Origin of the sequence: Pelomonas sp. Root1444, assembly GCF_001426885.1 — a bacterium.
In the GTDB taxonomy this organism is placed as follows: Bacteria; Pseudomonadota; Gammaproteobacteria; order Burkholderiales; family Burkholderiaceae_C; genus Pelomonas.
In genome coordinates, this window is record NZ_LMFP01000003.1 from 683,018 (window position 1) to 709,098 (window position 26,081).

23 protein-coding genes are annotated in these 26,081 nt (G+C 69.1%); 7 read left to right on the forward strand and 16 right to left on the reverse strand.

The window, feature by feature from the left end; genetic code table 11:
* Positions 1–77: 77 nt before the first annotated feature.
* A complete protein-coding gene (locus ASD35_RS05955) occupies positions 78–1,799 on the forward strand; it encodes a bifunctional protein-serine/threonine kinase/phosphatase (RefSeq protein WP_056873957.1) in 1,722 nt (573 codons plus the stop codon).
* A gap of 166 nt (positions 1,800–1,965) precedes the next feature.
* On the opposite strand, the gene ntrC is transcribed toward ASD35_RS05955, so the two are convergent.
* From ntrC to ASD35_RS06005, 10 genes are all read right to left on the reverse strand, one after another.
* A complete protein-coding gene (gene ntrC / locus ASD35_RS05960) occupies positions 1,966–3,438 on the reverse strand; it encodes a nitrogen regulation protein NR(I) (protein WP_056873958.1) in 1,473 nt (490 codons plus the stop codon).
* A gap of 33 nt (positions 3,439–3,471) precedes the next feature.
* Positions 3,472–4,575 (reverse strand): nitrogen regulation protein NR(II), encoded by a 1,104-nt coding sequence (glnL, locus tag ASD35_RS05965; protein ID WP_056873959.1) that lies wholly within the window; start codon positions 4,573–4,575, stop codon positions 3,472–3,474.
* A 23-nt stretch (positions 4,576–4,598) separates the two neighbouring features.
* Positions 4,599–5,096 (reverse strand): hypothetical protein, encoded by a 498-nt coding sequence (locus tag ASD35_RS05970; protein ID WP_056873960.1) that lies wholly within the window; start codon positions 5,094–5,096, stop codon positions 4,599–4,601.
* 126 nt (positions 5,097–5,222) lie between these two features.
* Positions 5,223–6,638 carry a type I glutamate--ammonia ligase gene (glnA, locus tag ASD35_RS05975; RefSeq protein ID WP_056873961.1) on the reverse strand — a complete coding sequence of 472 codons (1,416 nt, stop codon included), beginning with the start codon at positions 6,636–6,638 and terminating at the stop codon, positions 5,223–5,225.
* Positions 6,639–6,802: 164 nt separating this feature from the next.
* Positions 6,803–7,594 (reverse strand): molybdopterin-binding protein, encoded by a 792-nt coding sequence (locus ASD35_RS05980; protein ID WP_056873962.1) that lies wholly within the window; start codon positions 7,592–7,594, stop codon positions 6,803–6,805.
* 4 nt (positions 7,595–7,598) lie between these two features.
* Positions 7,599–8,432, reverse strand: coding sequence for an EI24 domain-containing protein (locus ASD35_RS05985; protein WP_056873963.1), 834 nt, complete (start codon positions 8,430–8,432; stop codon positions 7,599–7,601).
* Complete coding sequence (locus tag ASD35_RS05990; RefSeq protein WP_200956021.1) at positions 8,432–9,406, reverse strand: sterol desaturase family protein; 975 nt, start codon at positions 9,404–9,406, stop codon at positions 8,432–8,434. The genes ASD35_RS05985 and ASD35_RS05990 overlap by 1 nt, the downstream gene beginning before the upstream one ends.
* Positions 9,406–10,206, reverse strand: a complete 801-nt coding sequence (locus ASD35_RS05995) for a polysaccharide deacetylase family protein (protein WP_056873965.1) — start codon at positions 10,204–10,206, stop codon at positions 9,406–9,408. The genes ASD35_RS05990 and ASD35_RS05995 overlap by 1 nt, the downstream gene beginning before the upstream one ends.
* Positions 10,203–11,198 (reverse strand): YncE family protein, encoded by a 996-nt coding sequence (locus tag ASD35_RS06000; protein WP_056873966.1) that lies wholly within the window; start codon positions 11,196–11,198, stop codon positions 10,203–10,205. Before ASD35_RS06000 ends, ASD35_RS05995 begins: the two co-directional genes overlap by 4 nt.
* Before the next feature lie 121 nt (positions 11,199–11,319).
* Complete coding sequence (locus tag ASD35_RS06005; RefSeq protein WP_056873967.1) at positions 11,320–12,138, reverse strand: TIGR00266 family protein; 819 nt, start codon at positions 12,136–12,138, stop codon at positions 11,320–11,322.
* A 107-nt stretch (positions 12,139–12,245) separates the two neighbouring features.
* Here ASD35_RS06005 and ASD35_RS06010 point away from each other — a divergent pair, with 107 nt between their 5' ends.
* From ASD35_RS06010 to ASD35_RS06035, 6 genes are all read left to right on the forward strand, one after another.
* Positions 12,246–12,827, forward strand: coding sequence for a GbsR/MarR family transcriptional regulator (locus tag ASD35_RS06010; RefSeq protein WP_056873968.1), 582 nt, complete (start codon positions 12,246–12,248; stop codon positions 12,825–12,827).
* 67 nt (positions 12,828–12,894) lie between these two features.
* Positions 12,895–13,317, forward strand: a complete 423-nt coding sequence (locus tag ASD35_RS06015) for a thiol-disulfide oxidoreductase DCC family protein (RefSeq protein WP_082579943.1) — start codon at positions 12,895–12,897, stop codon at positions 13,315–13,317.
* A 19-nt stretch (positions 13,318–13,336) separates the two neighbouring features.
* Positions 13,337–13,693, forward strand: coding sequence for a hypothetical protein (locus tag ASD35_RS06020; RefSeq protein WP_056873970.1), 357 nt, complete (start codon positions 13,337–13,339; stop codon positions 13,691–13,693).
* Between the two features lie 3 nt (positions 13,694–13,696).
* Positions 13,697–14,515 (forward strand): NAD-dependent epimerase/dehydratase family protein, encoded by an 819-nt coding sequence (locus tag ASD35_RS06025; protein ID WP_056873971.1) that lies wholly within the window; start codon positions 13,697–13,699, stop codon positions 14,513–14,515.
* Positions 14,512–14,874: a DoxX-like family protein gene (locus ASD35_RS06030; RefSeq protein WP_056873972.1), complete on the forward strand. Its 363-nt coding sequence runs from the start codon at positions 14,512–14,514 to the stop codon at positions 14,872–14,874. The genes ASD35_RS06025 and ASD35_RS06030 overlap by 4 nt, the downstream gene beginning before the upstream one ends.
* A 73-nt stretch (positions 14,875–14,947) precedes the next feature.
* Positions 14,948–15,430 carry a DUF2269 domain-containing protein gene (locus tag ASD35_RS06035; protein WP_056873973.1) on the forward strand — a complete coding sequence of 161 codons (483 nt, stop codon included), beginning with the start codon at positions 14,948–14,950 and terminating at the stop codon, positions 15,428–15,430.
* Between the two features lie 15 nt (positions 15,431–15,445).
* On the opposite strand, the gene ASD35_RS06040 is transcribed toward ASD35_RS06035, so the two are convergent.
* The 6 genes from ASD35_RS06040 to phbB all read right to left on the reverse strand — a co-directional run bounded on the left by ASD35_RS06040 (position 15,446) and on the right by phbB (position 26,081).
* Positions 15,446–17,542: a CHASE2 domain-containing protein gene (locus tag ASD35_RS06040; RefSeq protein WP_056873974.1), complete on the reverse strand. Its 2,097-nt coding sequence runs from the start codon at positions 17,540–17,542 to the stop codon at positions 15,446–15,448.
* Positions 17,543–17,577: 35 nt separating this feature from the next.
* Positions 17,578–19,794 (reverse strand): HD domain-containing phosphohydrolase, encoded by a 2,217-nt coding sequence (locus ASD35_RS06045; RefSeq protein WP_082579944.1) that lies wholly within the window; start codon positions 19,792–19,794, stop codon positions 17,578–17,580.
* Positions 19,795–19,797: 3 nt separating this feature from the next.
* Positions 19,798–21,630: a FecR domain-containing protein gene (locus tag ASD35_RS26470; RefSeq protein ID WP_082579945.1), complete on the reverse strand. Its 1,833-nt coding sequence runs from the start codon at positions 21,628–21,630 to the stop codon at positions 19,798–19,800.
* On the reverse strand, positions 21,627–22,901 hold the full coding sequence (locus tag ASD35_RS06060; protein ID WP_056873978.1) for a surface lipoprotein assembly modifier: 1,275 nt from the start codon (positions 22,899–22,901) through the stop codon (positions 21,627–21,629). The genes ASD35_RS26470 and ASD35_RS06060 overlap by 4 nt, the downstream gene beginning before the upstream one ends.
* Before the next feature lie 296 nt (positions 22,902–23,197).
* Complete coding sequence (locus ASD35_RS06065) at positions 23,198–25,141, reverse strand: methyl-accepting chemotaxis protein (protein ID WP_157275399.1); 1,944 nt, start codon at positions 25,139–25,141, stop codon at positions 23,198–23,200.
* A gap of 202 nt (positions 25,142–25,343) precedes the next feature.
* Positions 25,344–26,081: an acetoacetyl-CoA reductase gene (gene phbB / locus ASD35_RS06070; RefSeq protein WP_056873980.1), complete on the reverse strand. Its 738-nt coding sequence runs from the start codon at positions 26,079–26,081 to the stop codon at positions 25,344–25,346.

Consider the following 26,081-nt stretch of genomic DNA (forward strand, 5'->3'; position numbering starts at 1 on the left):
CCGAACGCGGGCGTGCCCAGCTGCGGGCCGGCTTGGGACCGCCCGGCGCTCTGCCCGCAGCTCGGTGGAGCAAGGCCATGACGCTGAAGCTGAACGTCGGCCAGCACTCGGAGGCCGGCCTCAAGCCGCTGAACCAGGACTTCCACGGCGTCGCCCAGCCGACCGACGCTCAAGCCCGCTCCCGCGGCATCGCGCTGGCGATCGCCGACGGCATCAGCAGCAGCCCCGTCAGCCAGGTCGCCAGCGCCGCCGCCGTGCGCGGCTTCCTGGAGGACTACTACGGCACCTCCGAGGCCTGGACGGTGCGCCGCGCCGCCCAATGCGTGCTGGCCGCCACCAACGCCTGGCTGCATGCCGAAAGCCAGCGCGGCGAAGGCCGCTTCGACAAGGACCGCGGCCACGTCTGCACCTTCAGCGCCCTCGTCTTCAAGGGTCGCGAGGTGCACCTGCTGCACGTCGGCGACACGCGCGTCTACCGCGTGCACCCGGGCGCGCTGGAGCAGTTGAGCCAGGACCACCGCGTGCGGCTCTACGGCGGCCAGACCTACCTGGGCCGCGCGTTGGGCGTCACCGCCCATCTGGACATCGACCACGCCAGTTGGCCCACCGAGGTCGGCGAGACCTTCCTGCTGGCCACCGACGGCGCCTACGAGCACCTGGACGCCGCCGCCGTGCAGCAGGCGCTCGCCCGGCACGGCCCCGACATGCAGGCCGCCGCCGAAGCGCTGGTGGCCGCGGCGCTGGCACGTGGCAGCGCGGACAACGTGACGGTCATGCTGGCGCGCGTCGCGTCGCTGCCCGCGCAGATCGCGCCGCCGGTCAATCGCGAGGACCTGCGCCTGCCCCCGCGCCTGTCGCCCCGCCAGGAATTCGAAGGCTACCGGGTCGTGCGCGAACTGCAGCAGACGGCGCGCAGCCAGGTGGTGCTGGCCGTGGACGCGGACGGACGCGAATGGGCGCTCAAGCTGCCCACGGCCGAGCTGGCCGGCAACGGGCGCGAGCTGGACCGCTTCGCCACCGAGGAATGGGTCGCCCGGCGCATCGACAGCCCGCACGTCATCAAGGCCGCGCCGCCCGAGCGCAAGCGCGAGCACCTCTTCACCGCCGTCGAGTTCATCCACGGCCAGACGCTGGCGCAGTGGATGACCGACCACCCCAAACCCGGGCTGGACGAAGTGCGCGGCATCGCCGACCAGATCGCCCGCGGCCTGCAGGCCTTGCATCGCAAGGAAATGCTGCACCAGGACCTGCGGCCCGAGAACCTGATGATCGACCGCCAGGGCACGGTCATCCTGATCGACCTGGCCTCGGCCCATGTGGCCGGCCTGAGCGAAGGCCTGGGCGACGCGCGCGCGCTGGAGTTGGCCGGCACGCTGCAGTACACGGCGCCGGAGTACTTCACCGGCGAAGGCGGCTCACCGGTGGCCGAGCTGTTCTCGCTGGCCGTGCTGGTCTACCAGATGCTGACGGGCGCCCTGCCCTACGGCCTGCAGGTGCCCCAGGTGCGCGGCGCGCGCGACCTGCACAAGCTGCAATACGTGCCGCTGCGCACGCGAAGGCCGGATTTGCCCGAATGGCTGGACCGCGTACTGCGCAAGGCCTTGCAGCCGCAGGCGGCGCGGCGGCAGCAGGCGCTGTCGGAGTTTGTGCACGACCTGCATGCGCCGGGGCCGGAGTTCATGACGCGGGACCGCACGCCACTGCAACAGCGGCATCCGCTGCTTTTCTGGCGGGGGTTGACGTTGGTGTTTGGGTTGGCGACGGTGGTGCTGCTGGCAATGCGTGTCAGCGGACACTGATGCCCTTGCGCACCACGTCAGCGAGCACTCGACAATCGTTCGACGACACCCTCAGATCAACACTTGAGCTGGTCGCTGTTCTACGGACCTTGGCCGAACGGATGCCAACGACGTGCGCCGAACTGGTGGAGCTGGATGGAGCAGCAAGGCCTGGCGGGCTCAGGCTTCACACGTCCAAACCCAACTCCTGAATCTTCCGCGTGATCGTGTTCCGCCCGATGCCGAGCTTCTGCGCGGCCTCGATGCGGCGGCCGCGGGTGATGTCGAGCGCGGTCAGGATGAGCTGGGCCTCGAAGCGCTTGGTCAGCGCGTCCCACACATCCGGTTCGCCGGCCAGCAGGCGGGCGCGGGCGTCTGCGGCCATGTCGGCCAGCCAGCCTTCGCCGCTGCTGGTGCTGGCCGGCGCGGCCGCGGGCAACGGCGCAGCGATGGCGAGCGGCGCGGGCGCCGCGCTCGTCATGGCCGTCGCCGACGGCGCCGCCACATAGCCGGGCTGCAACTCGTCCGGCAGGTCCTTGGGCTCGACGACCTGGCTGGGCGCCATGACGCTGAGCCAATGGCAGATGTTCTCCAGCTGGCGCACGTTGCCGGGAAAGTCGAAGGCCGTCAGCACGGTCAATGCGGCATCGGACAGGCGCTTGGGCTCGACGCCCAGCTCAGTCGCGCTGCGCTGCAGGAAGTGACGGGCCAGCGAGGCGATGTCCTCGCGGCGCTCGCGCAGCGGCGGCAGGCGCAGGCGGATGACGTTGAGGCGGTGGAACAAGTCCTCGCGGAACACGCCCTGGCGCACGCGCTCTTCCAGGTTCTGGTGGGTGGCGGCGATGACGCGCACGTTGCTGCGCATCGGGCTGTGGCCGCCGACGCGGTAGAACTGGCCGTCGGACAGCACGCGCAGCAGCCGGGTCTGCAGCTCGAAGGGCATGTCGCCGATTTCGTCTAGGAAGAGCGTGCCGCCGTCGGCCTGCTCGAAGCGGCCACGCCTTGACGCCTGCGCGCCGGTGAAGGCGCCGCGCTCATGGCCGAAGAGCTCGCTCTCCAGCAGGTCCTTCGGGATGGCCGCGGTGTTGATGGCGACAAAGGGGCCTTCGCCGCGCGGGCTGTGCTTGTGCAGTGCGCGGGCCACCAACTCCTTGCCCGAGCCGCTTTCGCCCGTGATCATCACGGTGACATTGCTCTGCGATAACCGGCCAATCGCACGGAATACGTCCTGCATGGCGGGCGCCTGGCCGAGCATCTCGGGCACTTGCGCGGCGGCTTCCTGCTCGCCGGCCTCGCGCTGGCTTTCCTCCTGCGCGCGGCGGATGAGTTCCACGGCACGCGGCAGGTCGAAGGGCTTGGGCAGGTATTCGAAGGCGCCGCCCTGGAAGGCCGACACCGCGCTGTCGAGGTCGGAGTAGGCCGTCATGATGATGACCGGCAGCGCAGGCAGTCGCGCCTTGACCTTGGCCAGCAGTTCGAGGCCCGAGCCGCCGGGCATGCGGATGTCGGAGACCAGCACCTGCGGCGAGTCGTCGTCGAGCGCGGCGAGCATGTCGCGCGCATTGCTGAAGCTGCGCACCGGCAGGCCCTCGCGGGCGAGGGCCTTCTCCAGCACGAAGCGGATGGAGTGGTCGTCGTCTACTACCCAGATCGATTTCATTCGGTTCCTTGAACCACCCTAGGCTTCGTGGGCTCAGGGCAAGGGCAATGTGATTCGGAAGTTCGTCAGCCCCGGCTCGCTCTCGCAATCGATCATGCCCTGGTGCTGTTGGGCGATCGTCTGCGCGAGCGTGAGCCCGAGTCCCGAGCCGCCTTCCCGCCCCGAGACGAGGGGAAAGAAGATGCGGTCCCGGATCTCGGCGGGGACGCCGGGACCGTTGTCCTCGATATGCAATTCCAGTGCCAAGCGCCAGCGCTGCTTGCCGATGGTCACCTGCCGGGCAACGCGGGTGCGCAGCACGATCTGCGCATCGCCGGCAGGGATGCGCAAACTCAACGCCTGAGCGGCGTTCTGCACGATGTTCAACACCATCTGGATCAGTTGCTCGCGATCGCCGCGGAAGTCGGGCAGCGACGTGTCGTAATCGCGCGGGATGGACAGGCCCTTGGGATATTCGATGAGCACCAGCGCGCGCACGCGTTCGCAGATCTCGTGGATGTTGACGTCGCCGACGACCTGGGCGCGGCGGTGCGGCGCGAGCAGCCGGTCGACGAGGCTCTGCAGCCGGTCGACCTCGTGGACGATGACCTGGGTGTATTCGGTCAGCTCGGCGCCGCCCTCCTCGCCCTGCAGCTCCAGCGCCAGCAATTGCGCCGCGCCGCGGATGCCGCCGAGCGGGTTCTTGATCTCGTGGGCGAGGTTGCGGGTCAGTTCTTTCGTGGCCTGCACCTGGTCGAGGTTGCGCTCGTCGCGGTCCTGCCGGGCTTGCTGGGCGATCTCGATCAACTCGACCAGCACGCGCGGTGCGCCGTCGTCGCCGGCATCCATCTGCGACACGATGGCATGCACCGGCAGGCCGTCCTCGTGTGCCCAGGCGCCGCGGCGCAACGAGGCGTCGAAGCGGCTGGTGGAATAGTGGTTGGCAGCCACGCCGGCCAGCGTCTCGGTCAGGCGCTGCGGGTCGTCGAACCAGTCGGGGAGCTGGGCCTTCTGCACCGCGCGGCGCGACAGCCGCATGACGTTCTCGAAGGCGGCATTGGCGAACAGGCATTCACCATCGGCACTGACGACGACCACCATGGTCGCCAGCAGATCCAGGCCGGCGAACTCGGCCGGCAACAGGGGGGTTTCAGTCATGGGGCGCCGAGGCGCCCGGCGCCTCAAGAGGGAAGTTTGGCGATCTCGCGCCTGAGGGCCTGCACGTCGGCCTCGTAGCGGGCGATGTTGTCTTTGAGCTCGGCCATGCGGTCGAGGTACTTCTGGTAATTGCGCTCGTCACCGCGCCGCTCGCCCTGGCCGTTGTTGAACTCCTTCTGCGCAGTGGCAAGGCGTTCCTCGGCCGTGCGCAGTTCGGTCTGCAGCACGCGGCGGCGCTCGTCGTCGCGAACGCGCTGTTGGCCCGCATCGACGCGGCTGTCAGCACCGCGCGATCCGTCCGCGGCCGGCGCGGCGTTGGCCGCCGGTGCGCGCGGCTTGGCCGTTTGCACGACGGTGATGGGCGTGCCTTCGATGGTGCGGCAGCCCTTGTCGCTCGCCTCCTTGGCGGAGAGTGCGTCGGTGTACAGCACCGGCGGGCCGGGGCAGCGGTAGACCGTGCCCTGGGCCTGAGCACCCAGGCTCGCAAGCACGAGCAACGGAGCCAGCAGTCGATTCAGCATGGCGGCATTGTGGATCAGACGCGGGCATAAAAAAGGGGCCGCGCGGGCGGCCCCTGTCCGTGGACAAGGCAGCAGCGTTGAAGCTGCCGCGCTTGCACGAGGCAGCGCGGGGGCTGCCCATGACGATCACAGTGCGTAGTACATGTCGAACTCGACCGGGTGGGTCGCCATGCGGAAGCGCGTCACTTCCTGCATCTTCAGGTCGATGTAGGCATCGATGTAGCTGTCCGTGAACACGCCACCCTTGGTCAGGAAGGCGCGGTCCTTGTCCAGATACTCCAGGGCCTGGTCGAGGCTGTGGCAGACGGTCGGGATCTTCGCGTCTTCTTCCGGCGGCAGGTGGTACAGGTCCTTCGTCGCGGCTTCGCCCGGATGGATCTTGTTCTCCACGCCGTCCAGGCCGGCCATCAGCAGCGCGCTGAAGGCGAGGTAGGGGTTGGCGGAAGGATCGGGGAAGCGCGCTTCGATGCGGCGGCCCTTGGGGTTGCCGACGTACGGGATGCGGATCGAGGCCGAGCGGTTCTTGGCCGAGTAGGCCAGCTTCACGGGGGCTTCGAAGCCGGGCACCAGACGCTTGTACGAGTTGGTGCCGGGGTTGGTGATGGCGTTCAGCGCACGGGCGTGCTTGATGATGCCGCCGATGTAGTACAGCGCGAACTCGCTCAGGCCGGCATAGCCGTCACCGGCGAACAGGTTCTTGCCGTCCTTCCAGACGGACTGGTGAACGTGCATGCCGGAGCCGTTGTCGCCGACCAGCGGCTTGGGCATGAAGGTCGCGGTCTTGCCGTAGGCGTGGGCGACGTTCTGGATGATGTACTTCTGCAGTTGCAGCCAGTCGGCGCGCTGGACCAGCGAGCTGAACTTGGTGCCGATTTCCATCTGGCCGGCGTTCGCCACTTCGTGGTGATGCACTTCGACCGGGATGCCCATCTGCTCGAGGATCAGGCACATCTCCGAGCGCATGTCCTGGCCGCTGTCGACCGGGGGCACGGGGAAGTAGCCGCCCTTGACGGTGGGACGGTAGCCGCTGTTGCCGTGCTCGTATTCCTTGGAGGAGTTCCAGGCACCTTCCTCGGACTCGATCTTGAAGAACGAGCCGGACATTTCATTGCCCCAGCGCACGCTGTCGAAGATGAAGAACTCGGGTTCCGGGCCGAAGTAGGCGGTGTCGCCCAGGCCGGAGGCCTTGAGATAAGCCTCGGCGCGCTTGGCGAGCGAACGCGGGTCGCGCTCATAGGCCTTGCCGTCGGCGGGGTCGACCACGTCGCACGACAGGATCAGCGTCGGCTCTTCGAAGAAGGGGTCGATGTTGGCCGTGTTGGGATCGGGCATGAGCAGCATGTCCGAAGCCTCGATGCCCTTCCAGCCGGCGATCGAGGAACCGTCGAAGGCGTGACCCGACGTGAACTTGTCTTCATCGAAATGGGAGACCGGCACGGTGACGTGCTGCTCCTTGCCACGGGTATCGGTGAAGCGGAAGTCGACGAACTTGACTTCGTTTTCCTTGACGATGCTCATCACATCGGCGACGGTCTTGGCCATCAAAAGCTCCTAGCGGGATCGGGACAGAGGTGGATGCCGCCGCCGACGCACACGCGCCTGCGGCCACGGGGGGATTCAAAGCAGTTTGCATGCCAGATGCACCGACATGGGTTGCCAGCGGCAGCGCGGGGCATTATGTGGCGCCACCCGTTACGGCGCGAGAACTATCGCACCAGCTCAGTGCTGATGCTTGCACCAAACTGGATCACGCCCCGTTTCAGAGCATCGTAGGCAGGCGCGAGCGCATCCGTGTCGCCCTTCACGCCAAGTTCGATGCAGCGGCCCCATTGCGGGTGGTCGACACTCGGCAGGCTGAACACCTTGACGCCAGGGAAGTCCGCCTCGATGGCTTCCATCAGCGGCGTGAGGCTCGCCTCCATCGCGCCCTGGACGATCAGCGAGCGCTCGACGACCTCGATGCGACGGTGCAGCTGCGGGAAACGGTCCAGCACCCAGGCCATCATCGGATGGGCCATGACCGGGAACCCGGGCACGAAGTGGACGTTGCCGACGAAGAAACCGGGGATCTTGTTGTAGGGGTTGGGGATGATGCCCGCCCCTTCGGGGAAAACGCCCATCTCGAAGCGGCTCAGCGTGTCCGGGTGGTCCGGGTCGGCCGTCGTGCCCTGCTCGACGGCCATCTTCAGCACGCGCTCCCAGATCAGCTCGCGCGCTTGCGGGTGCAGGGCCAGCGGCCGGCCCAGCGCTGCGGCGGCGGACTGGCGCGTGTGGTCGTCCGGCGTGGCGCCGATGCCGCCGCAGCTGACGACCAGGTCGCCGCTGGCGAAGGCCTCGCGCAGCCTGGCCGTCAGCCGCTCGCGGTCGTCGGCCAGGTACTGCGCCCAGCTGAGCTGCATGCCGCGCTCGGCCAACAGCGCGATGAACTTGGCCAGGTGCGAGTCCTGGCGTTTGCCGGACAGGATCTCGTCGCCAATGATGATCAGTCCCACTTGCATGCGTTCAACTCTCGATCAGGACAGCAGACTCGGCCACCGGCTCCGCGGCCCGCCGCGCCTGCAAAGCCGCGAGCGCGTAATGGGTGAACCAGGCGGTGGAGAAGGCGAACACCAGCGTGTACAGCCAGATCGCCAGCAGCACGACGAAGGGCGCGAAGATCACGGCCGTGACACCGGACACGGCCCAGATCAGCGACGGCACCGCGCCCAGGTAGCCGCACAGGACGCCCATCACGAGCATGGGCATGCGGTGCTCGCGCAGCAGCGCACGGCGCTCCTCGCCCGACGCATGCTCGGCCAGCACATCAAAGCCGAACACGCGGTAGGTCAGCCAGCCCCAGATCAGCGGCGGCAGCACCATCACCAGCGGCGGGATCAGCCACAGCGGCATAGACAGCACGATGAGCACCAGCGCCAGCAGCGTCGCGCCGAGGGACGCCGCAGCGCTCTGCAGCAGCGTGCCGCCGCGCTTTTTCTCCAGCAGCGGGAAGCGCCGCTCGGCCACCAGCCGCACGATGGCCGGCGTCATCAGCAAGGCCACCAGCAGCAGGCTCAGCAGGATGACGACCGGCAACACGCCGGCCAGCACGACAATCGCGGCCAGCGCGCTGCGGAAGGACTGCAGGCCCAGGGAGTCCAGCCAGCGCAGCAGGCTGTCGATCAGCAGCCAGTTCTCCAGCGTGGCGCGCACGCCGGCGATGGCCGCCTCCCAGAAGAAGAACATGAACGCGAACACCAGCACGCCGGAGATGACCAGCGGCAGCAGCGACAGCGCGATGACACGCGGGTGCAGGCAGTAGGCGACGGCGCGCCAGAAGGCATCGGGCAGGCCTTGCATCAGGCAGTCCTTCGGAACGAAGAGAAGAGCCGCGCCAGCCCCAGCCATTGCTGGCGCCAGAAGCCGCTGCCGTAGTCGCGCGCGCCTTCATCGGCAAGCTGGTCGCGCACACCAGTGGCGTCGAAGCGGGGCTCAAAGTTGCTGGTGCGAAAGAGCAGGTCCCACACCGGCAGCAGCACGCCGAAGTTGTGGCCGCCCAACGTGCCGCGCCCGCCGGATTCGTGGCCGATGCCGATGCTGTGGTGCAGGCGGTGAAAGCGCGGGCTGACCAGCAGCCGCTCGCCGATCGAGCCGAAGCTGATGCGCGCGTTGGCATGCTGCAGGCTCTCGTGCAGCTGCGTGATGACGGTGATGGCGACGAACTGGCCCGGCTCCACGCCAATGAAGCGGGCCAGCAGCGCGAAGGCCGTGCCCAGCAGCACATCGTCCAGCAGGTGGTTGCGGTTGTCGCTCCACATCGTCATCTGGCGCTGGCTGTGGTGCAGGCTGTGCAGGGCCCACCACCAATTGAACTGGTGCTGGGCGCGGTGCAGCCAGTAGCCGACGAAGTCGAACACGACAAGGTAGAGCAGCAGGCTGACCCACGGGATGTCGGTCACGCCCGGCCAGACGCCGTCGAGCTGCCAGGTCGGCAGCCCGGCCATGCGCAGTTCGCTGGCCATGCCGTCCCACAGCGGGTCGATGCTGAAGAACATCGCCAGGCGCACGAGGCCGAGGCGGTGGATCAGCGTGTACACGACATCGTCACGGACGGCGGCGTGGTCGGTGATCGGTTCGACCGGCCAGCGCCGCTCCAGCACGTGGATGCCGATGAGGATGAAGACGATCTGCAGCACGCCGAGCAGCAGCCAGCCGGTCGCATCGAAGGCGTCTTCAAGCAGGTTGCCGAACCCCAGCCCGAAGACGATGGGCTGCACGACGTTCTCGTACAGCGCGAGCTGCACGCTGTCGAAGGTGTTGGAGATCCAGTCGATCACGGCTTCTTGGACGGGGGAGCAGACAACGGCGCAAACAACGGCGCGTAACGCGGATGATCGCGCAGCGGCGCGAAGCACAGGCCGCGCTGTTCCAGGCCGGTCATCAGCGGCTCCAGCACGGCCGGGGCCCAGGGGTCCTGGCGCTCCCAGATGCCGAGATGGGCCACGAGGATGTCGCCCGCCTTGATGTCGCGCAGCGCCTTCTCCAGCAGCTGGGCGTTGGGGTGGGCACCGCTGGGCAGCTCGTCGCCGAGGAAGCCGGCGCGCGCCCAGCCCACGTGCGCGAAGCCGCACGCCTTGGCGGCACTCAGCAGTGCGGGGGACGTGCGGCCCGCGGGCGCCCGAAAGATGGGGCCGAGCGGCTTGCCGGTCATGGCCGTGAAGCGCTCGCCGACCTTCTTCAGGCTGGCGCAGTACTGCTCGGCCGTCAGCTCGCGCACGACCGGCGGGTTCACGCCGGCCTGGGTGCGGAACTTGAAGCGCGTGACCTTGCCGTCCGCGTCGGGAAGGTCTTCCAGGAAGACGTCGTGGTCCCAGGTGTGCGAGCCGAAGTCATGCCCCTCGGCGACGCGCTCGCGCCACCACGGCGCCCAGGTGTCGTCGAGTGTCGTGCCGCCGGTCTGCGTGGGTTCGCTGGCCAGGAAGAAGGTCGCCTTGGCGTTGTGCTTCTTCAGCGTCTGCGCGATCAGCGGCGCAACGCCCATGTGGCCGGTGTCGAAGGTGAGGTAGACCGGCTTGTCGCAAGCCGGCTGCGCTGCGGCCGCTGTCGCGGCCAGCAGCAGGACGAGCGCTTTCATAGTCGGGGTTGGTGATCCAACGTCCAGATGCCGTGCGGCGACTTGCCGACCTTGACCTGACGCACGACCTTGCGCGTGACCGTGTCGATCTGCGTGAGCTTGCCGGCCCAGCGCGAGGTGACGAGCAGCGTGCGGCCGTCGGTCAGCAGCTCCATGTCGTCCGGGCCGGCCGGCGCGGGGAACTGGTCGACGACGGTCAGCGTGCCGAGGTCGATCTTGCTGATGGTGTTGGCGGCACGGTTGGAGACCAGCACATGGCGCTTGTCGCCCCAGGCGCGGAAGGAGTGGGCGCCGGCGCCGGTCGGGATGCGGCGCGCCAGCTTGGGCGAGGCGCCGCTGACATCCCAGGCCTCGACGAACTTGTCCCCCGTCAGGCCTACCAGCACGAACTTGTCGTCCGGCGTCAGGTAGATGTCGGCCGGCATCTTGCCGACCGGCGTCTTCCACTTGATGGCCTGGGTCGCGAGGTCGATGGCCAGCAGCTCGTCGCTGTCCTGCAGGCTGACGTAGAGCGTCGTGCTCTTGGTGTCGATGTTGAGGTGGCTGGGCGTCTTGGGCGCGGGGATGCGCTTGACCAACTGCAGCGGCTCGGCGGCGGCGCTGCCCTGCCAGCGGTAGAGGTCCACGCGGTCCAGCCGGTTGGAGGCGGTGATGAACCACTTCATGTCCGGCGAGAAGCGCAGGTGGTAGGGGTCGGAGATGCCGTGTACCACGCGCTGGACCTCGGCCGTGCGCGGGTCCACGAAGGTCAGGGAGTCGCCCAGCGCGTTGGCGACGATGAGGGACTTCTCATCGGGCGACAGGTAGAGGTGGTGCGGCTCCTTGCCGGTCGGGATGCGTTTGACGACCGTGAAGCTGGCCGGGTCGACGACGGCGATGTCGGCGTCCAGCGAATTCAGCACGAAGACCGGCGGACGCCCCGGGTGAGCCTGCTGGGCCTGGGCTCCCAGAGCCACCCAAAATCCCAACGCCATCGCCCAACTGCGCAACATCCGGCTCTCCAATGGAAAGGGCGGCACCTTGCCGCCCTGTGTTCCGAGTTTACCCGGGGGGTCCGTCCGGAACCCGCTGCGGGGGCGCCGATCGTCGACTCTGCCGCGGCTTGCGGCTTCGTTACTCGTTGTCGCCGCCGAGGATGCCGCCCAGGATGCCGGCGCCGGCAAAGCCGCCCAGCACCGAGCCCTCTTCACGACCGCCGCCGCCGGCCTGCGGCGCCGCCGCGAAGATGCGCGAGGCCAGGCGCGAGAACGGCAGGCTCTGCAGCCAGATCTCGCCCGGGCCGGTCAGCTTGGCCAGGAACAGGCCCTCGCCGCCGAACAGCGCCGTCTTGATCTTGCCGACGTACTGGATCTCGAAGTTCACGCCGGGCGTGTAGGCCACCACGCAGCCGGTGTCCACCAGCAACGTCTGGCCGGGCTGCAGCGTGCGCCGCACGACGGTGCCCCCGGCATGCACGAAGGCCAGGCCGTCGCCTTCGAGCTTCTGCATGATGAAGCCCTCGCCGCCGAAGAAGCCGGTCGACAGCTTCTGCTGGATGGCGATGCCCAGCGACACGCCGCGTGCGGCGCACAGGAAGGCGTCCTTCTGGCAGATCAGCGTGCCGCCCAGCTGGCGCAGGTCCATCGGCAGGATCTTGCCCGGGTAGGGCGCGGCGAAGGCCACGCGCTGCTTGCCCGCGCCGTTGTTCGTGTAGACGGTCGTGAACAGCGACTCGCCGGTGATCAGCCGCTTGCCGGCGCCCAGCAACTTGCCGAAGAAGCCGCCACCCTGGCTCGCCGAGCCGTCGCCGAACACCGTGTCCATGGCGATGCCGGCGTCCATGAACATCATCGAACCGGCCTCGCCGATGGCTGCTTCGCCGGGGTCCAGCTCGACCTCGACGAACTGCATCTCAGCACCCTTGATCTCGTAATCGACTACATCCATCGCCATTTCGGCTCTCCACGCTGAAAAAAACCGGCCGCATGATAGCCATGGGCTCACAGCAACTCTTCTATTTCTCTATTGACAGAAATTTCAGGCGGCGTACGCTTCGAGCCATGGAACTCACCGACATCAGCCGCCGCTTCATCGTCCACTGGGGCGAGATGGGCTCCAACTGGGGCGTCAACCGGAGCGTCGCCCAGATCCACGCGCTGCTGTTCGCGCACGGCCAGCCGCTGCACGCCGAGGACATTGCCGACACGCTGGTGCTGGCCCGCTCCAACGTCAGCAACAGCTTGAAGGAGCTGATGAACTGGCGGCTCATCCGCGTGACGCACCTGCTGGGCGACCGGCGCGACTACTACGAGACCTCGGGCGACGTCTGGGAGCTGTTTCGCATCATCGTGCGCGAGCGCAAGGAGCGCGAGTTCGACCCGACCGTGGCCTTGCTGCGGGAGCTGGCTGTCGATCCCGCGCTGGAAAAGGAGTCCCCCGCCATGCAGGACCGGCTGCGCAGCACGCTGGACTTCATGCAGACGCTGGGCAGCTGGAGCGACGAGATGCTGCGCTTGTCGCCCGCTACGCTGGAGAAGATCCTGCGCCTGGGCGCTCAGGTGCAGCGCTTCGTGCGGCCGGGTGAAGGCGCGGAGGCTCCCAGCGTCTTCCCCGTCAGCCCGCCCATCCCGCCCATGGGTTGACCCACCGCGAGGCTCTTGCGGGCCCTTTTTTTGACTTTTAATTTCTCTTTTGACAGAAATAACAGCCATGACTACCAACCCACCTGTTCATACGGTCTACTACGACGGCGCGTGCCCGCTGTGCCGCAGCGAGATGAGCACCCTGATGCGCGACAACCGGGCCGGGCAGCTGCGGTTCGTGGACATCTCGGTGCCGGGCTTCGACGCTGCCGCGCTGGGCGTGACCCAGGCGGCACTGATGGCGCGGCTGCATGTGCAGCGCCCCGACGGCGGCTGGCTCATCGGCGTGCCCGCCGTGCAGGCGGCGTATGCCGCCACCGGCCACCATCGCATCGCCGCGGCTTTGGCGCTGCCGCCCGTGGCCCGCCTGGCGCGCCCTGCCTACGACTGGCTGGCCACCCACCGCTACCGCCTGCCCCGCTGGCTGCTGAAGGCCGTGCACCTGCATGCCGGCAGCTGCGCGCCGGACGGCGCCTGCCGCACCCACTGATCCAACCCAGGAGAGCCTCATGTCGGAACTGAACTTCATCGTCACCCTCTTCATCGCCGTGCTGGGCCCGCTGCTGGCCATCGGCTATCTGAAGCCCATCCTGCTGGTGGTGCTGGACTCGCTGTGCGTGGAGCCGCTGCCAGGCAAGATCGGCGCGCACTTCTGGGTGCGCAGCGCCTGCGTGCTGGCCGTCGCCGGTGCGCTCGTGCTGGCGCTGAGCTTCGGCGAGTTCGACGGCAGCCTGATGCAAGCGCTGCGCCGCGCACTGTGGCTGGCGGCGGCTGGCAGCTTCGTCAGCATCGCGTTCATCACCAGCCGGGTCTGGGCGCCGGTGCAACGCCGCCTCAACGCGCAGCTCAACGGCGGCAGGGGCTGAGCCATGAAGATCCTCGTCATCGGCGCGGGCGGCTTCATCGGTGGCCACCTGTGCCGCGCGTTGGCCGACGCAGGCCACGAGGCGGTGCGCGCCGACCTGCGGCCCGTCACCGACTGGGACGCCCCCGCAGCCTGGCGGCCGCTGCTGGCCGGCGTGCAGGGCGTCGTCTACGCCGCCGGCTGCCTGCGCGACCAGGCGGGCGGCGTGGCCGACCTGCTGGACCTGTTGCACCATCGCGCCCCCGCCGCCTTGGCGGATGCCTGCGACGCCGAAGGCATCACGCGCCTTGTGCACGTGTCGGCGCTGTGCGGCGGCGTCAGCGCCTATGCGCGCAGCAAGCATGCCGGCGACGTGGCGCTGGCCGGCCGCGCCTGCATCGTGCGGCCCAGCCTGGTGGTCGGCGTGGGCGGCGCCAGCAGCCGCATGCTGGACCTGCTCGCGCGCCTGCCCTGGCTGCCACTGCCGGCCGAGGTGGCGCGTTGCCGGGTGCAACCCATCCGGGTCGAAGACCTGGCCGCCGGCATCGTCGCGGCACTGGTCTCGCCGCAGCCACCCGCCGCGTGGACGGCCGTCGGCCCCGAGGCGGCCCCGGTGGCCGAATGGGTCGCCCGCCGCCGCGCCGCCCGCGGCCGGCCCGCCGCCCGGCATGTCGAATTGCCGCGCGCGCTGACGCGCGCCTCTGCCCGGCTGGGTGACCTCATCCCGCTGGGCCCTTGGTGCAGCACCGCGCTGGAGTTGCTGGCGCATGACAGTGCCGAGGCCGGCGCCGCGTCACCGTTGGGTCGGCCGCTGCGCGGTGCAATGGAAGGCGCCTGGGCATGAAGGCCCGGTTGGCACGCCTGTCACTCGTGCTGCTCTGGTGGGGCACCGTCGCGGCCAGCCTGCATGACGGCGGCGATGCCGGCATGGCGTTGCTGCAGCGTGCCACGGGCATGAGCGCCGGCACCGCGCTGGCCCTGGTGCTGCTCGGCTGCGCCTGGGATGCAGCCATCGGCCTGCTGATCCTGCTGCGCCCGGGTGCCCTCGCCTACCGCCTCGCCGCGATCGGCGTCGTCGGCATGACGCTGGCCGCCACCGCTCTCGTGCCCGCGCTGTGGCTGGACCCGTTCGGCGCGCTGCTGAAGAACCTGCCCGTGCTGGCGCTGCTCGGCGGGATGACGGACAAGGAGGCCCGCTCATGAGCGCCGCGCTGGGCCGCCCCAAGCAAGCTCGCTCCCGCCTGGCGGGACCGGCCGCAGGCCGGGGGGTGCGCCGGTGAACACCTACCTGCTCGTCAAATGGCTGCACATCGTCTCCAGCGTCTTGCTCGTCGGCACCGGCTTCGGCTCGGCGTTCTACCTGTTCTTCGCCAACCGCAGCGAGAGCCTCGAGGCGCGCGCCGTCGTCGCCCGCCTCGTCGTGCGGGCGGACCTGTGGTTCACGACGCCGGCCGTCGTCGTGCAGCCGGCGAGCGGCTTCTGGCTGGCCCACACGGCCGGCTGGGCGCTGAACACGCCATGGCTGCTTGCATCCATCGTCCTGTACTTGCTGGCCGGCGCCTGCTGGCTGCCGGTGCTGTGGCTGCAGTTGAGGATGGCTCGCGAGGTCGAGGCCGCACTGGCCGGGGGGCGCCCGCTGTCGGTGCGATACGGGCGTTGGCAACGCGCCTGGGAATGGCTGGGCTACCCGGCCTTCGCGGCCATGCTGGCGGTGTTCTTCCTGATGATGAACAAGCCGGCGCTCTGGGGTGCGCCCTGACCCGCCCGCAGCGGGCTACTTCTCGAGCAGTTCGATCGCGTCCCCGCTGGTACCCGACCGCAGGCGTGCAAGGTGCAGGCGGACGAGTGCATCGTCCGGCCGCTCGCTGGCCAGCGCCTCGAACGCGGCCAGCGCCTGTTCGCTGCCGCCGCGCATCATCTCGAAGGCGCGCTGGTACTCGGCATCGGGCGACTGCAGCGGCTCGTAGGTCATCAGGTAGCCGGCGCGGCCGGCGAGGCGCAGCCTGGCAATGGGCCGCGCCGGCGCATCCGGGCAGCCTGCCAGCGTCGCCTCGGACACGCAGATCAGCGTGCCCAGGTGCTTGTTCGCGCCCTCCAGCCGGGCGGCGGTGTTGACGGCATCGCCAAGGGCGCGGTAGTCGAAGATCGCCTCGCCGCCGAAGTTCCCGACCGTCACCTCGCCCGTATGCACACCGATGCGCGTCTCGGAGAACTCGATGCCACGGCTCGCCAAGTCGTCGACATAGCGGCGCGAGAAGGCCTGCATCTGCAGTGCGCAGCGCAGCGCCCGCTGCTCGTGGTCGCGTTGCTCGACGGGCGCCGAGAACATGATGGCCACGGCGTCGCCGACGATGCGGTCCAGCGTGCCGTCGTGCTCGAAGGCGATGGCGATCATGCGGTCGAGGTAGCCATTGACGAGGCCGACTGCGGTCGCCGGATCCATGCGCTCCATGAGCCTCGTGAACCCGGCCAGGTCGGTGAAGACAAAACTGCAGCGCTGGCGCCGGCCCTCCAGCACGAGGGCCTCGGGGTGTGCGATCAGGTAGTCGACGAGATTGGGCGACACGTAGCGCGCGAACGTCTGCTTCATCCAGCGCTGTCTGCGCTCGCTCTGCAGGTACCTCATCACCGTCGTGGGGACGAACACCAGGGCCATTGCCAGCATCGGCGTGAGCGGGTCCAGCAGCAGGCTGCCGCGCACGAACGCCGCCCAGGCTGCCAGGCCCGCGCCGGCGGCCAGCGCGAGGAAGCCGGCCGACGAGACCGCGGCGCTGCGCTTCATCGCCAGAAGCGCCACGAGCCCGCAGCCGAGCAGCGTGGCGATCCATTCGACCGCCGGTGTCCAGCCCGGGCGTTCCAGGTGGTGGTCGGTCAGGATCTGCTCCAGCGCCTGGGCATGCACCTCGACGCCAGGGATGACGCCGCCCAGCGGGCTGAAGCGCAGGTCCATCAACCCCTGCGCGGAAGTGCCTACCAGCACGATCCGCCCCCTGAACGCATCGGCAGGCAGGCTGCCGTCGAGCACCTTCCAGGCCGGGATGTAGCGCGCGGCCTGCGGGCGCGCGTAGTGCACCCAGAGCGCACCGCCAGCATCGGTGGCGATGACGCGCTCGCCGATGCGCACGTCGATGACACCGCCCTCATTGCCGGAGCTTCGCAAGGTGTAGTGCCCCACGCCCGCCGCCAGCCGCAGCGCCTCGGCCGCCAGCGAGGGCACGAGCCGGCCGTCCAGGTTCAGCACCAGAGGCACCTGGCGGACGACGCCGTCGACATCGGGGATGAAGGTCATCGCACCCTGCCCCGCGGCGGCCTGCTGCAGGTCCGGCAGGTTGGCGACGCTCGAGGAGAACGCCGGCAGGAAGGGCGTCGGGTCGCCGCCCAGCGGAAAGTAGCCTGCCTTCAGGGTCAGCCCGTCGTCGTTCGGGTCCGCGCCGGCGGGCGGGCTGGCGCGCCTGGCCGTCATGCCAAAGCCGAGCACCACCTTGCCTTGAGCCAGCGTCCGCGCGAGGTCGGCATCCGGGTCTGTGGCCGTGCGGCGTACCGTGCCATCTCGCTCGGCGAACAGCACGTCCACCGCGACGGAAGCCGGCTGGCCGCGCTCGATGCCGGCCAGCAGCCGTGCCACCTTGTCCCGCGACCAGGGCCACTGGCCGACCCGGCGCAAGCTCTCGTCGTCGATGTCGACGATGCGCACTGGGGGATCGGCATACGGCCGTGGATGCCAGCGCTGGAACTGGTCGAACGTGGCATAGCGCAAGCCGCGCAGGGCCGGTGGGTCGAACCATGCGGTGAGCAACGCCAGCGCCAGCGCGGCGAGCGGCACCGCCCAGGCCCAGCGTGCCCGGCCCGGTTCAGCGTTGGGCGACTGCATGCAGGCCGCAGCGCAGGGCCGCGCACATGCTCGCGCTAGGCCAGCGATGCTGTGGCATAGAACGGCGTCGGGTCGACAACGTCGATCTGCTCGGCGCTGAGGTGTCGGTGCGCAAACTCGAGATAGACGCCGGAGCGCAGGAACAGGTTGAAGACCTCGGCGTCGATGTGCGTGCCGGCCATGCGCTGCATGACGCCCAACGCCTCGGACAGCGCCTTGGGCTTCTTGTAGGGCCGGTCCGCCGCGGTGAGGGCCTCGAAGATGTCCGCCACGGCCATGATCCGGCTCGGCACGGAGAGCTGCTCGGCGCCGAGCTGGCGCGGGTAGCCCTTGCCATCCATGCGCTCATGGTGCGTGCCCGCGTACTCCGGCACGCGCTTCAGGTGCTTCGGGAAAGGCATGCGCTCCAGCATCATCACCGTGTGCACCATGTGCTCGTTGATCTTGTAGCGCTCCTCGCGCGTCAGCGTGCCGCTGCGCACCGACAGGTTGTACAGCTCGCCGCGGTTGTAGAGATGCTCTGGCACATCCATGCGGAAGCCGAACGCCGGGTCCAGCTGCTCGACGTCGGGGCGCGCCACGATGTCGCGCGGGCGGTCAGCCAGCAGCGGTTCGCTGCAGGGGAAGGCCCGCACAGGCTCCGTCGCAAGGCGGCCCAGCTCGGCGGCCGACAGGCCGAGGCGGTCATCGAACAGCGGGGTCCACCGCCGCGCGCCGATCCGCGCAAGCGCCCGGACCTCATCGTCGTCCATCGGCTCTTCACCCAAGTTGCAACGCGCCACGAATGCGAAGTCGTCCTGCAGCCGCGCGGCCGCCGCCTGGTGGCCGGCTTCCTGCTCGTCGCTCCACGTGCCGGCCAGCTGGGCCCGCAGCCGCTCGATCTCCAGATCCCGGTGCAACACCTCGAACCGCATGCGGACTTCATGGATGCGGTTGTGGATGGTTTCGAGTTTGGTGGCCTTGTCGATGACGAACTCGGGCGTCGTCACCTTGCCGCAGTCGTGCAGCCAGGCGCCGATGCGGAACTCCTCCCATTCCCGTTCGGAGCGGAACGCGAAGTGCTTCAGCGGGCCGTCACTCGCGTCGCATGCAGCCTGCGCCAAGCGCAGGGCCAGCTCGGGCACGCGTTCGCAATGGCGACCCGTGTGCCGGCTCTTGGCGTCGATCGTCGTGGCGAGCACGCGGATCAGGCTCTCCGTCAGCTGCTTCTGGGAATCGAGCAGCTCCATGTTGTCCAGCGCCACCGCGGCCTGCGCCGCCAGTGCCTCCACCAGCGCGCCGGCCTCCGGGTCGAAGGGCGCGACGGCGCCGGTGGAGGGGTCGAGCGCGTTCATGAACTGCAGCACGCCGATGGGTGCGCCGCCACGCGGCGCGATCGGCACCGTCAGCATCGACACCGTGCGATAGCTGCTGGCCTCGTCGAAGGCGCGTGTGCCGCTCAGGTCGAACCGAGTCTCGGCATAGACGTCGTCGATGCGCACCGTGCAGTTGTGCAGCGCCGTATAGACGGACACGTAGTTCTCGTTGGGACGCCCGGTGTCCCGGTCATACATCGGGATCTGCTCGGCCGGCAGCGGGTCGCTGCGCGTGCGCAACTCAAAGCGCAGCATGGCGTCCTCGGTGACCATGAACATGGTGCCGCCGTCGCAATTCAACAGGTGTCGCCCCTCGAGCAGCAGCTGCTGCAGCAGTGCCGTCCGCTCATTGCTCATCGACATGGCGATGCAGGTCTCGATGAGGCCGTTCAGTCGCAGCGAACGCGAGGAGAGCTCTGCGCCGAAACTGGTGCGGTCCATCGCGCTCTTGCGGCGCAGCCGGCGCAGCTCCGCCAGCGTGGACAGGCGACGGCCCAGGTCCGCGATGTCCACCGGGCTGCTGATCCAGTCGCTCACACCCGCTTCGAAGGCGCGCTGCTGGTCGACGCTCGCGCTGGCGCTGGCCAGCATGACGATGGGCAGCACCGTGGCGGGATAGCGCGCACGGATCGCGGCCGCCAGGGCGATCGCCTCGTCAAGCCCGGTCTGCGCATCCAGCACCACGACGTCCCAGTCCCCGCGGTCGATCTGCGCGATCGCCTCCTGCGCGTTGCAGGCGCTCACGACGAAGCGGGCACGGCGCAGCCCCTCGACCAGCGCCGGGCTCTGACGCACGGCGGCAACGTCGATCACCAGGATCCCGCCCGCAACCACCGTCAACTCCGCGCCGAACGGTCCGGGCGGCAGGGGCGTGCGATCAAGACCCGGCGGGCTCATGGCTCAGCGCTTGAAGACGATGACGCCGGACACGGTGCCCAGGCGGCTGTCGAAGCCATAGACGACGCCGGCGTGCGTTCCCTGCGAGCCGGCGATCTGGCCGAGCACGGAGACGTTGTTGCCCAGGCTGCCCGTGCAGCCGCCCGCGCACCCCGTACCCGTGCTGGTGATCTGCGAGACGCCCGAGAAGGTGGACGGCGAGGTCTGCGTGGCCACCCCGACCAGCGAGAACGTCTGCCCCGAGACCGGGACCGTCAGCGTGTAGTTGGCGCCGCCCGTGGTCTGCAGAAGCAGCGCCGCCTTGAAGGTGCCGCTAGCGCTGTTGACGGTGCCGGTCGCGACCAGTTCGCCGTTCGACTGAACGGTCGGCGACGTCGACGCGAACGATGTGAAGGTGCCCACTGTCGCCCCGGCAGGTAACGCCGTGGCGGTGAAATAGTGCAAGGTCGACAGGTTGCCGTTGTCAACGCCGTTGCCCTTGCCGCTGGTGCCGTGCACCTTGCTCTGGCCGCCGATCCAGCGCCCCCAGGCGATGACGCCATTGGCACCCGCGTCGATGGGTGTGCCCTTCTCGACGAGGGTCTTGCCGCTCGATGGATCCTCGAGTTCCAGCAGGCCACCCTGCGCATTGAACTTCGCCGTGCCCGCCATCTGGGCCGACGCGTTGTCGCCCTTCTCGGTGCTCCAGACCAGGGCAGCCATGACGTTGTGCGTCGCGGCGGGGGCGGGTGTGGGAGCAGGCGTCGGGGCAGGCGCAGGTGCCGGCGCGGTTGCAGGTGCAGGTGCAGGTGCAGGTGCAGGTGCAGGTGCAGGTGCAGGCGTGGGCGCTGGCGCTGGCGTGGGTGCAGGTGCAGGTGCCGGCGTGGGCGCTGGCGCTGGCGTGGGTGCAGGTGCAGGTGCCGGCGTGGGCGCTGGCGCCGGTGCAGGTCCCGGCGTGGGTGCTGGCGCTGGCGCTGGCGTCGGTGCGGGCGTCGGCGCCGGTGCAGGATCGGGTGCTGGCGTGGGAGCAGGCGTTGGCGCAGGTGCAGGTGCAGGTGCGGGCTGAGGCGCAGACGCATCAGGCGCCGGCGAAGCGAACTCACGCGCGATCTTGTCGCCCAACGTCGGTCGTGCGGCATCGGGCGACAGGCCCGTCGCCGATGAGGGCGCACCAGCGACCGCCAGGCCGGCATCGGCCGCATTTGCCGGCTGCAGGTACATCAGGTGCTGGGCAGTGACGCCGGGTTTCACCGACCGATTCGGCGCATAGGCCGCAGACCCTTTCGCCACCTCCACGCAACCGCCGTCGTTGCAGACTGCCACGCGCCCGTCGATCACGCCAACGCGCAGTCCGTCGTCAACGTCGGCGGTGTATTCGGTGCCGCGGATGCCGATGGTGCCCGACGGCGTGTCGAGCTTGTAGTTGTCGGTCCGGGGCTTGCCGATGCTGCCGCTGATCGTGCGCAGCTTGCCGCCCAGCAGGCTCATGAAGCCGCGCTCATCGTCGCCTGCCGGGCCGGCGAGGCGGTAGTCGTCCAGCCGCAGCGTTGTGCGCTCCCCCAGCGCCATCGTCGCGCCGTCAACCATGCGCAGCTGGACGCGACCCTTGCCGGTCTGCACGGTTTCGCCAGACTGCACGACCTCGCCGGTCTTCAATTCTCGAACCACGCCCTTGGCGGAAAGCACTCGAACGTCGCCGTTCGTGAACAGCGCGGTGGCTGACGGCCCCGCCCAGGCCAGGCCGCCGACAACGCACAGCGCCGCGGTCGTGAGCGCGTTGCGAAGGTGGGTGGCGGGGGGGACGGCGCGGCTGCGATGCGCCACCATCGCACGCCGAAGCGCATGCATGCGGCTCATTGGAAACTCCTGTGCGCGGTGATCTGAAACACGCTGCGCGAATAGTCGTACAGCACGACGTTGGACGCGGCCAGCGCACGGCGCGCTTGCGCGATCACCTGCCAGCGCGGCTCGACGCTCCAGCGCAGCCCCGCAGCCAGGTCGTTCTGGCGATCACGGCGGGCAAGGTCGAAGAAGGGTTCGGTGCCGCCATAGCGGCGCTGCTCGTACTGCCATTCGGCGAATGTCACGACGCCGGGCCCGAGGCGCTGTTCCGCACCCAGCCGCAGACCGGCGCCGCGGTGGCCGAAGCTCGGGAACGCCGTGGCCCTGGCACGCTCCTGCACGACATAGGCGCTGCCGTAGGACAGCGGGCCGGCGCCGCCGAACTGGCACGCCGCTCCCATCCCCAGCAGCAGGCGGTCGGTGTCGCGTTCCGCCTGGCCGCTGTAGTTCTGGCGCGACCACTGCGCGAACACGCTCACCTGGGCGCCGGCACTGAATTGCGACTGCCACTGCGCGCTCGCGCCATTGGCGGTGCGGTACCGGCGGCCGCCCACCCAGGCCGTGTTGTTCTGCAGCGCAATGACCCGGCTTTGCGTGCCGGCCGTGTGGCGCAGGCCAGCGGTGACGTCGACGAAGACGGCATTCATGTCGTGGACAACGCGGTCCACGTTGGCACGGACGTTCGCGGCACCCACCAGCTTCCAGGACGGCGACAGCGCCGTTTCGGCATTGACGCCACCCGCCGTGGCGAGCACAAGATCGTGCCGCTGGCGGTTCTCCGGGCTGGTCTGGAACAGGATGCCGCCGAAGGCCGGGATCGCGAACTCGCCCTGCTGCGTTGCACTGTTGACATTGCTGTCGTAGGTCGCGCCGATCTCAAGGTAGCCGGACCACTGCGGCCCGGCCGCGGGTGCCACTTGGTCGATCAGTCCGATCACGCGCGAGATCGCGGCCGACGCCTCTTCCGGGAGCTGGCCGCCACGCGCCATGCGCAGTTGCTCGCGCGCCGCGTCCGCGTCGCCGGCTGCCAGGTAGGCGCGCCCGAGCTCGGCACGGGCCAGCGTGTCTTCGGGACGCACCTGCACGACGCGCTCGAGCGCAAAGATCGCACGCGTGACGTGACCGGCATCCAGGGCGGCGACACCCAGCAGGTAGTCGAAGCGGGCATCACCCGCGCGCCTGGTTTCGGCATCCGCCAGCAGCGCGTAGGCGCCGGCGGCGTCGCGCCGGCTCAGCCGCGCGCGCGCGTCATCCAGCAGTGCGTCCTGCGCGAAGGCGCTCGGCACGACGCACGTCAGGGCAACAGCGAAAGCACAGAGTCGGCCCACCCCGGAGCCGGTGGCCTCCGCCCTGGAAGGCAGATGGGGCAACGTAACCTCTCACATTCTTGATTTCAATGCTCGGCTGCATTGCAATTCGAATCTTCCGCCAACCGCTTCCTTTCTGGTGCCTTGCAGCCCAGCGCCCCTGTGACATCCGTCGCGAATGTGCGGGGGCAAAGGTAACGGCACACGCGGCGGGGCCGATGGGGTTACAGCGGCGTCAAGAACACGCCGAGCAGAGCATCGGCCCGGGGCCGTTGTCAGGCCTGCGCCGTGCGAAAGCGCGCCGCTGCGTCGCGCAGCTGGCCGGCACGGTCCTCGAGCAGTGCGGCGGAGGCCGCCGTCTCCTCGACCAGCGCGGCGTTCTGCTGCGTCGTCGAATCGACCTCGCGGATGGCAGCGGCGAGCTGGCGGATCTGGTCCGCCTGCGACGACGACTGGCTGCTGATGTCGCCCACGATGCTGGCGACGCGCTGGATGGCCTGCACGATCTCGCCCATCGAGCCGCCGGCCTCCGACACATAGGTTTCGCCCCGCTGGACGGCCTCGATGGAGGAGCCGATCAGCGTCTTGATCTCTTTCGCCGCTTCGGCCGAGCGCTGGGCGAGCGAGCGCACCTCGCCGGCGACGACCGCGAAGCCCCGCCCCTGCTCCCCGGCACGCGCCGCTTCGACGGCGGCATTGAGCGCGAGGATGTTGGTCTGGAACGCGATGGAGTCGATGACCTGGATGATGTCGCCGATGCGGCGCGAGCTGGCGGTGATCTCGTCCATGGACTTGACGGCGCGCTGCACGATCTCGCCACCCCGGCCCGCCAGGCCGGCCGCGCCCTGCACCAGGTCGTGGGCCTCGCGGGCGCTGCTCATGTTGTGGTCGACGGTCTGCTCCAGCACGCCGGTGCTGGCGCTGGTCTGCTCGACGACCGAGGCCATCGCATTGCCGCGTGCGGACAGGTCCTGGTTGGCGCCGGAGATCTGCGTGGCCGACGTGGAGATGTGTTCCGCCCCTGCACGCACCTCGTGCACCAGGCGGCTCAGGCGCTGCACCGCCTCGCGCAGGGCGTTGGTCGCCAGGACGACTTCGTCGCGGCCCTCCAGGGCCTCGGTGTCGCTCAGGTCGCCGGCGCCCAGCGCCTCGATGCGCTGGCCCATCGCGGCGCAGATGCTGCGCGCGGCGAGGTAGTAGCTCACCAACGCGTAGAGGGCGATGGCGACGAAGACGATGGCCAGCATCATGGCCATCCACAGGCTGCGGGTCAGGCGGTCGACACGGACGGCGACGAGCTCGGCGAGCTTTTCCTCGGCGGCGCGCTGCAGCTTGTCGGTCGCGGCGATCTGCGCCGTGCCGAGCGCGAACCAGGCGGCCGCCTCGACCTTGGGCGGCTCACCAAGCACGAAGCTCTGGTCGAACTTCTCGCCGAAGTCCTTGCGGATGCGCTCGGCCAGCTGCAAGTCCAGCCCCGCGACGGCTTCGGGGTTGGCCGCAGCCACGCGATTCAGCGCACCGGTCAGGCGGTTCAGGTACTCGTCCGTCAGCGTGTGGGCCTGGTGCAGGCGCTGCAGCATGCCGTAGGGCGGCGTGCCGAGATGGGCGGCGGCGGCGCCCAGTGCGCGCATGCGCCCGATCGCGTCCTGCAGGCGCGGCAGCGCGTCGGTGACGGTGAGCATCAGGTAGTAGGTGTCGGCATCCGGGTCCAGCGCCAGGTTGGATTCCGACGACGCCTGCTCGATGAGGAGTTGCAACGCGTCGGTCAGCGCGTAGCCGGCCGTGATGACGGCCTCGGGTTCGGCCGCCGTGCCAAGCGCCACCAGGGCCTTGGCCTTGGCGCGCACGGTGGCGAGCCCTGGGGCCAGCTTCAGCGGGTCGTTGGCCGTGCCGATCTCGCGTTCCAGGGCCTGGGCCTGGGCCTCGAACCTGGCCAGCGCGTCGTCACGCTTGGCCTCGGCGCCGGGCGTCTTGGCGCTCAACCCGATGGACGTGCCGCGCAGCACCATGGCCGCGTTCAGCAGGGCGCTGGCCTGGCGGACCTGCGTGACGCCGATCAGTTCCTTGGCCGAGAAAGCGCGGGCATCAGCGCGGTCGCCAGCCAGCGACACCCACATGTAGACCAGCGGGATCGCAAAACAAAGGCAGACGATGAGGAACTTGTGCGCCATCGGCAGACGGCACATCAGCCTCACGGCAGGCAGGAAGACAACGTTCATGGTCAGGCCTATCACTCATGCGCCGGTCCGCGGCGCGTCGCCCGGAAATGTAGTCAGCCGGCTCGCGGATCTCTTGCGCAAGAGCAAAGCGCAGGGGGCCTGCTGGCCGCAAGCGTGCGTTTGTTGCCACCTGGCGGCGGCCGCAAAAAAAGAAAAAGCCGGCTGCGAGGCAGCCGGCTTGCGGGCATGGGCCTTCGCAGGCTCAGCCCATGTGCATGCCGCCGTTGCAGGAGAAATCGGCGCCGGTGGAGAAGCCGGAGTCCTCGCTCGCCAGCCACACGACGATCGACCCGATCTCATCCGGCGTGCCCAGGCGCTTGACCGGGATGGTCGCGACGATCTTCTCGAGGATCTCGGGCTTGATGGCCTTGACCATCTCGGTGCCGATGTAGCCCGGGCTCACGGTGTTCACCGTCACGCCCTTGGCCGCCAGCTCCTGGGCCAGTGCCATCGTGAAGCCGTGCATGCCGGCCTTGGCGGCCGAGTAGTTGGTCTGGCCGGCCTGGCCCTTTTCGCCATTGACCGAGCTGATCTGGATGATGCGGCCCCAGCCCTTCTCCACCATGCCCGGGACGACCTGCTTGGTCACGTTGAACATGGAGTTCAGGTTGGTGTCGATGACGGCCTTCCAGTCCTCCGGCGTCATCTTCAGGAACATGCGGTCGCGGGTGATGCCGGCGTTGTTGACGAGGACATCGATGGTGCCGTGCTCCTGCACGGCCTTGGTGAAGGCCTCGACCGTCGAGTCCCAATCCGCGACGTTGCCGACGGAGGCGTGGAAGCTGAAGCCCTGCGCCTTCTGCTCATCCAGCCACTTCTGGTAGTCGCGGCTGGGGCCGCAGCCGGCGATGACCTTGAAGCCGGCCTTGGCGAGCTTCTGGCAGATGGCGGTGCCGATACCGCCCATGCCGCCGGTGACGTAGGCAATTTTCTGGCTCAT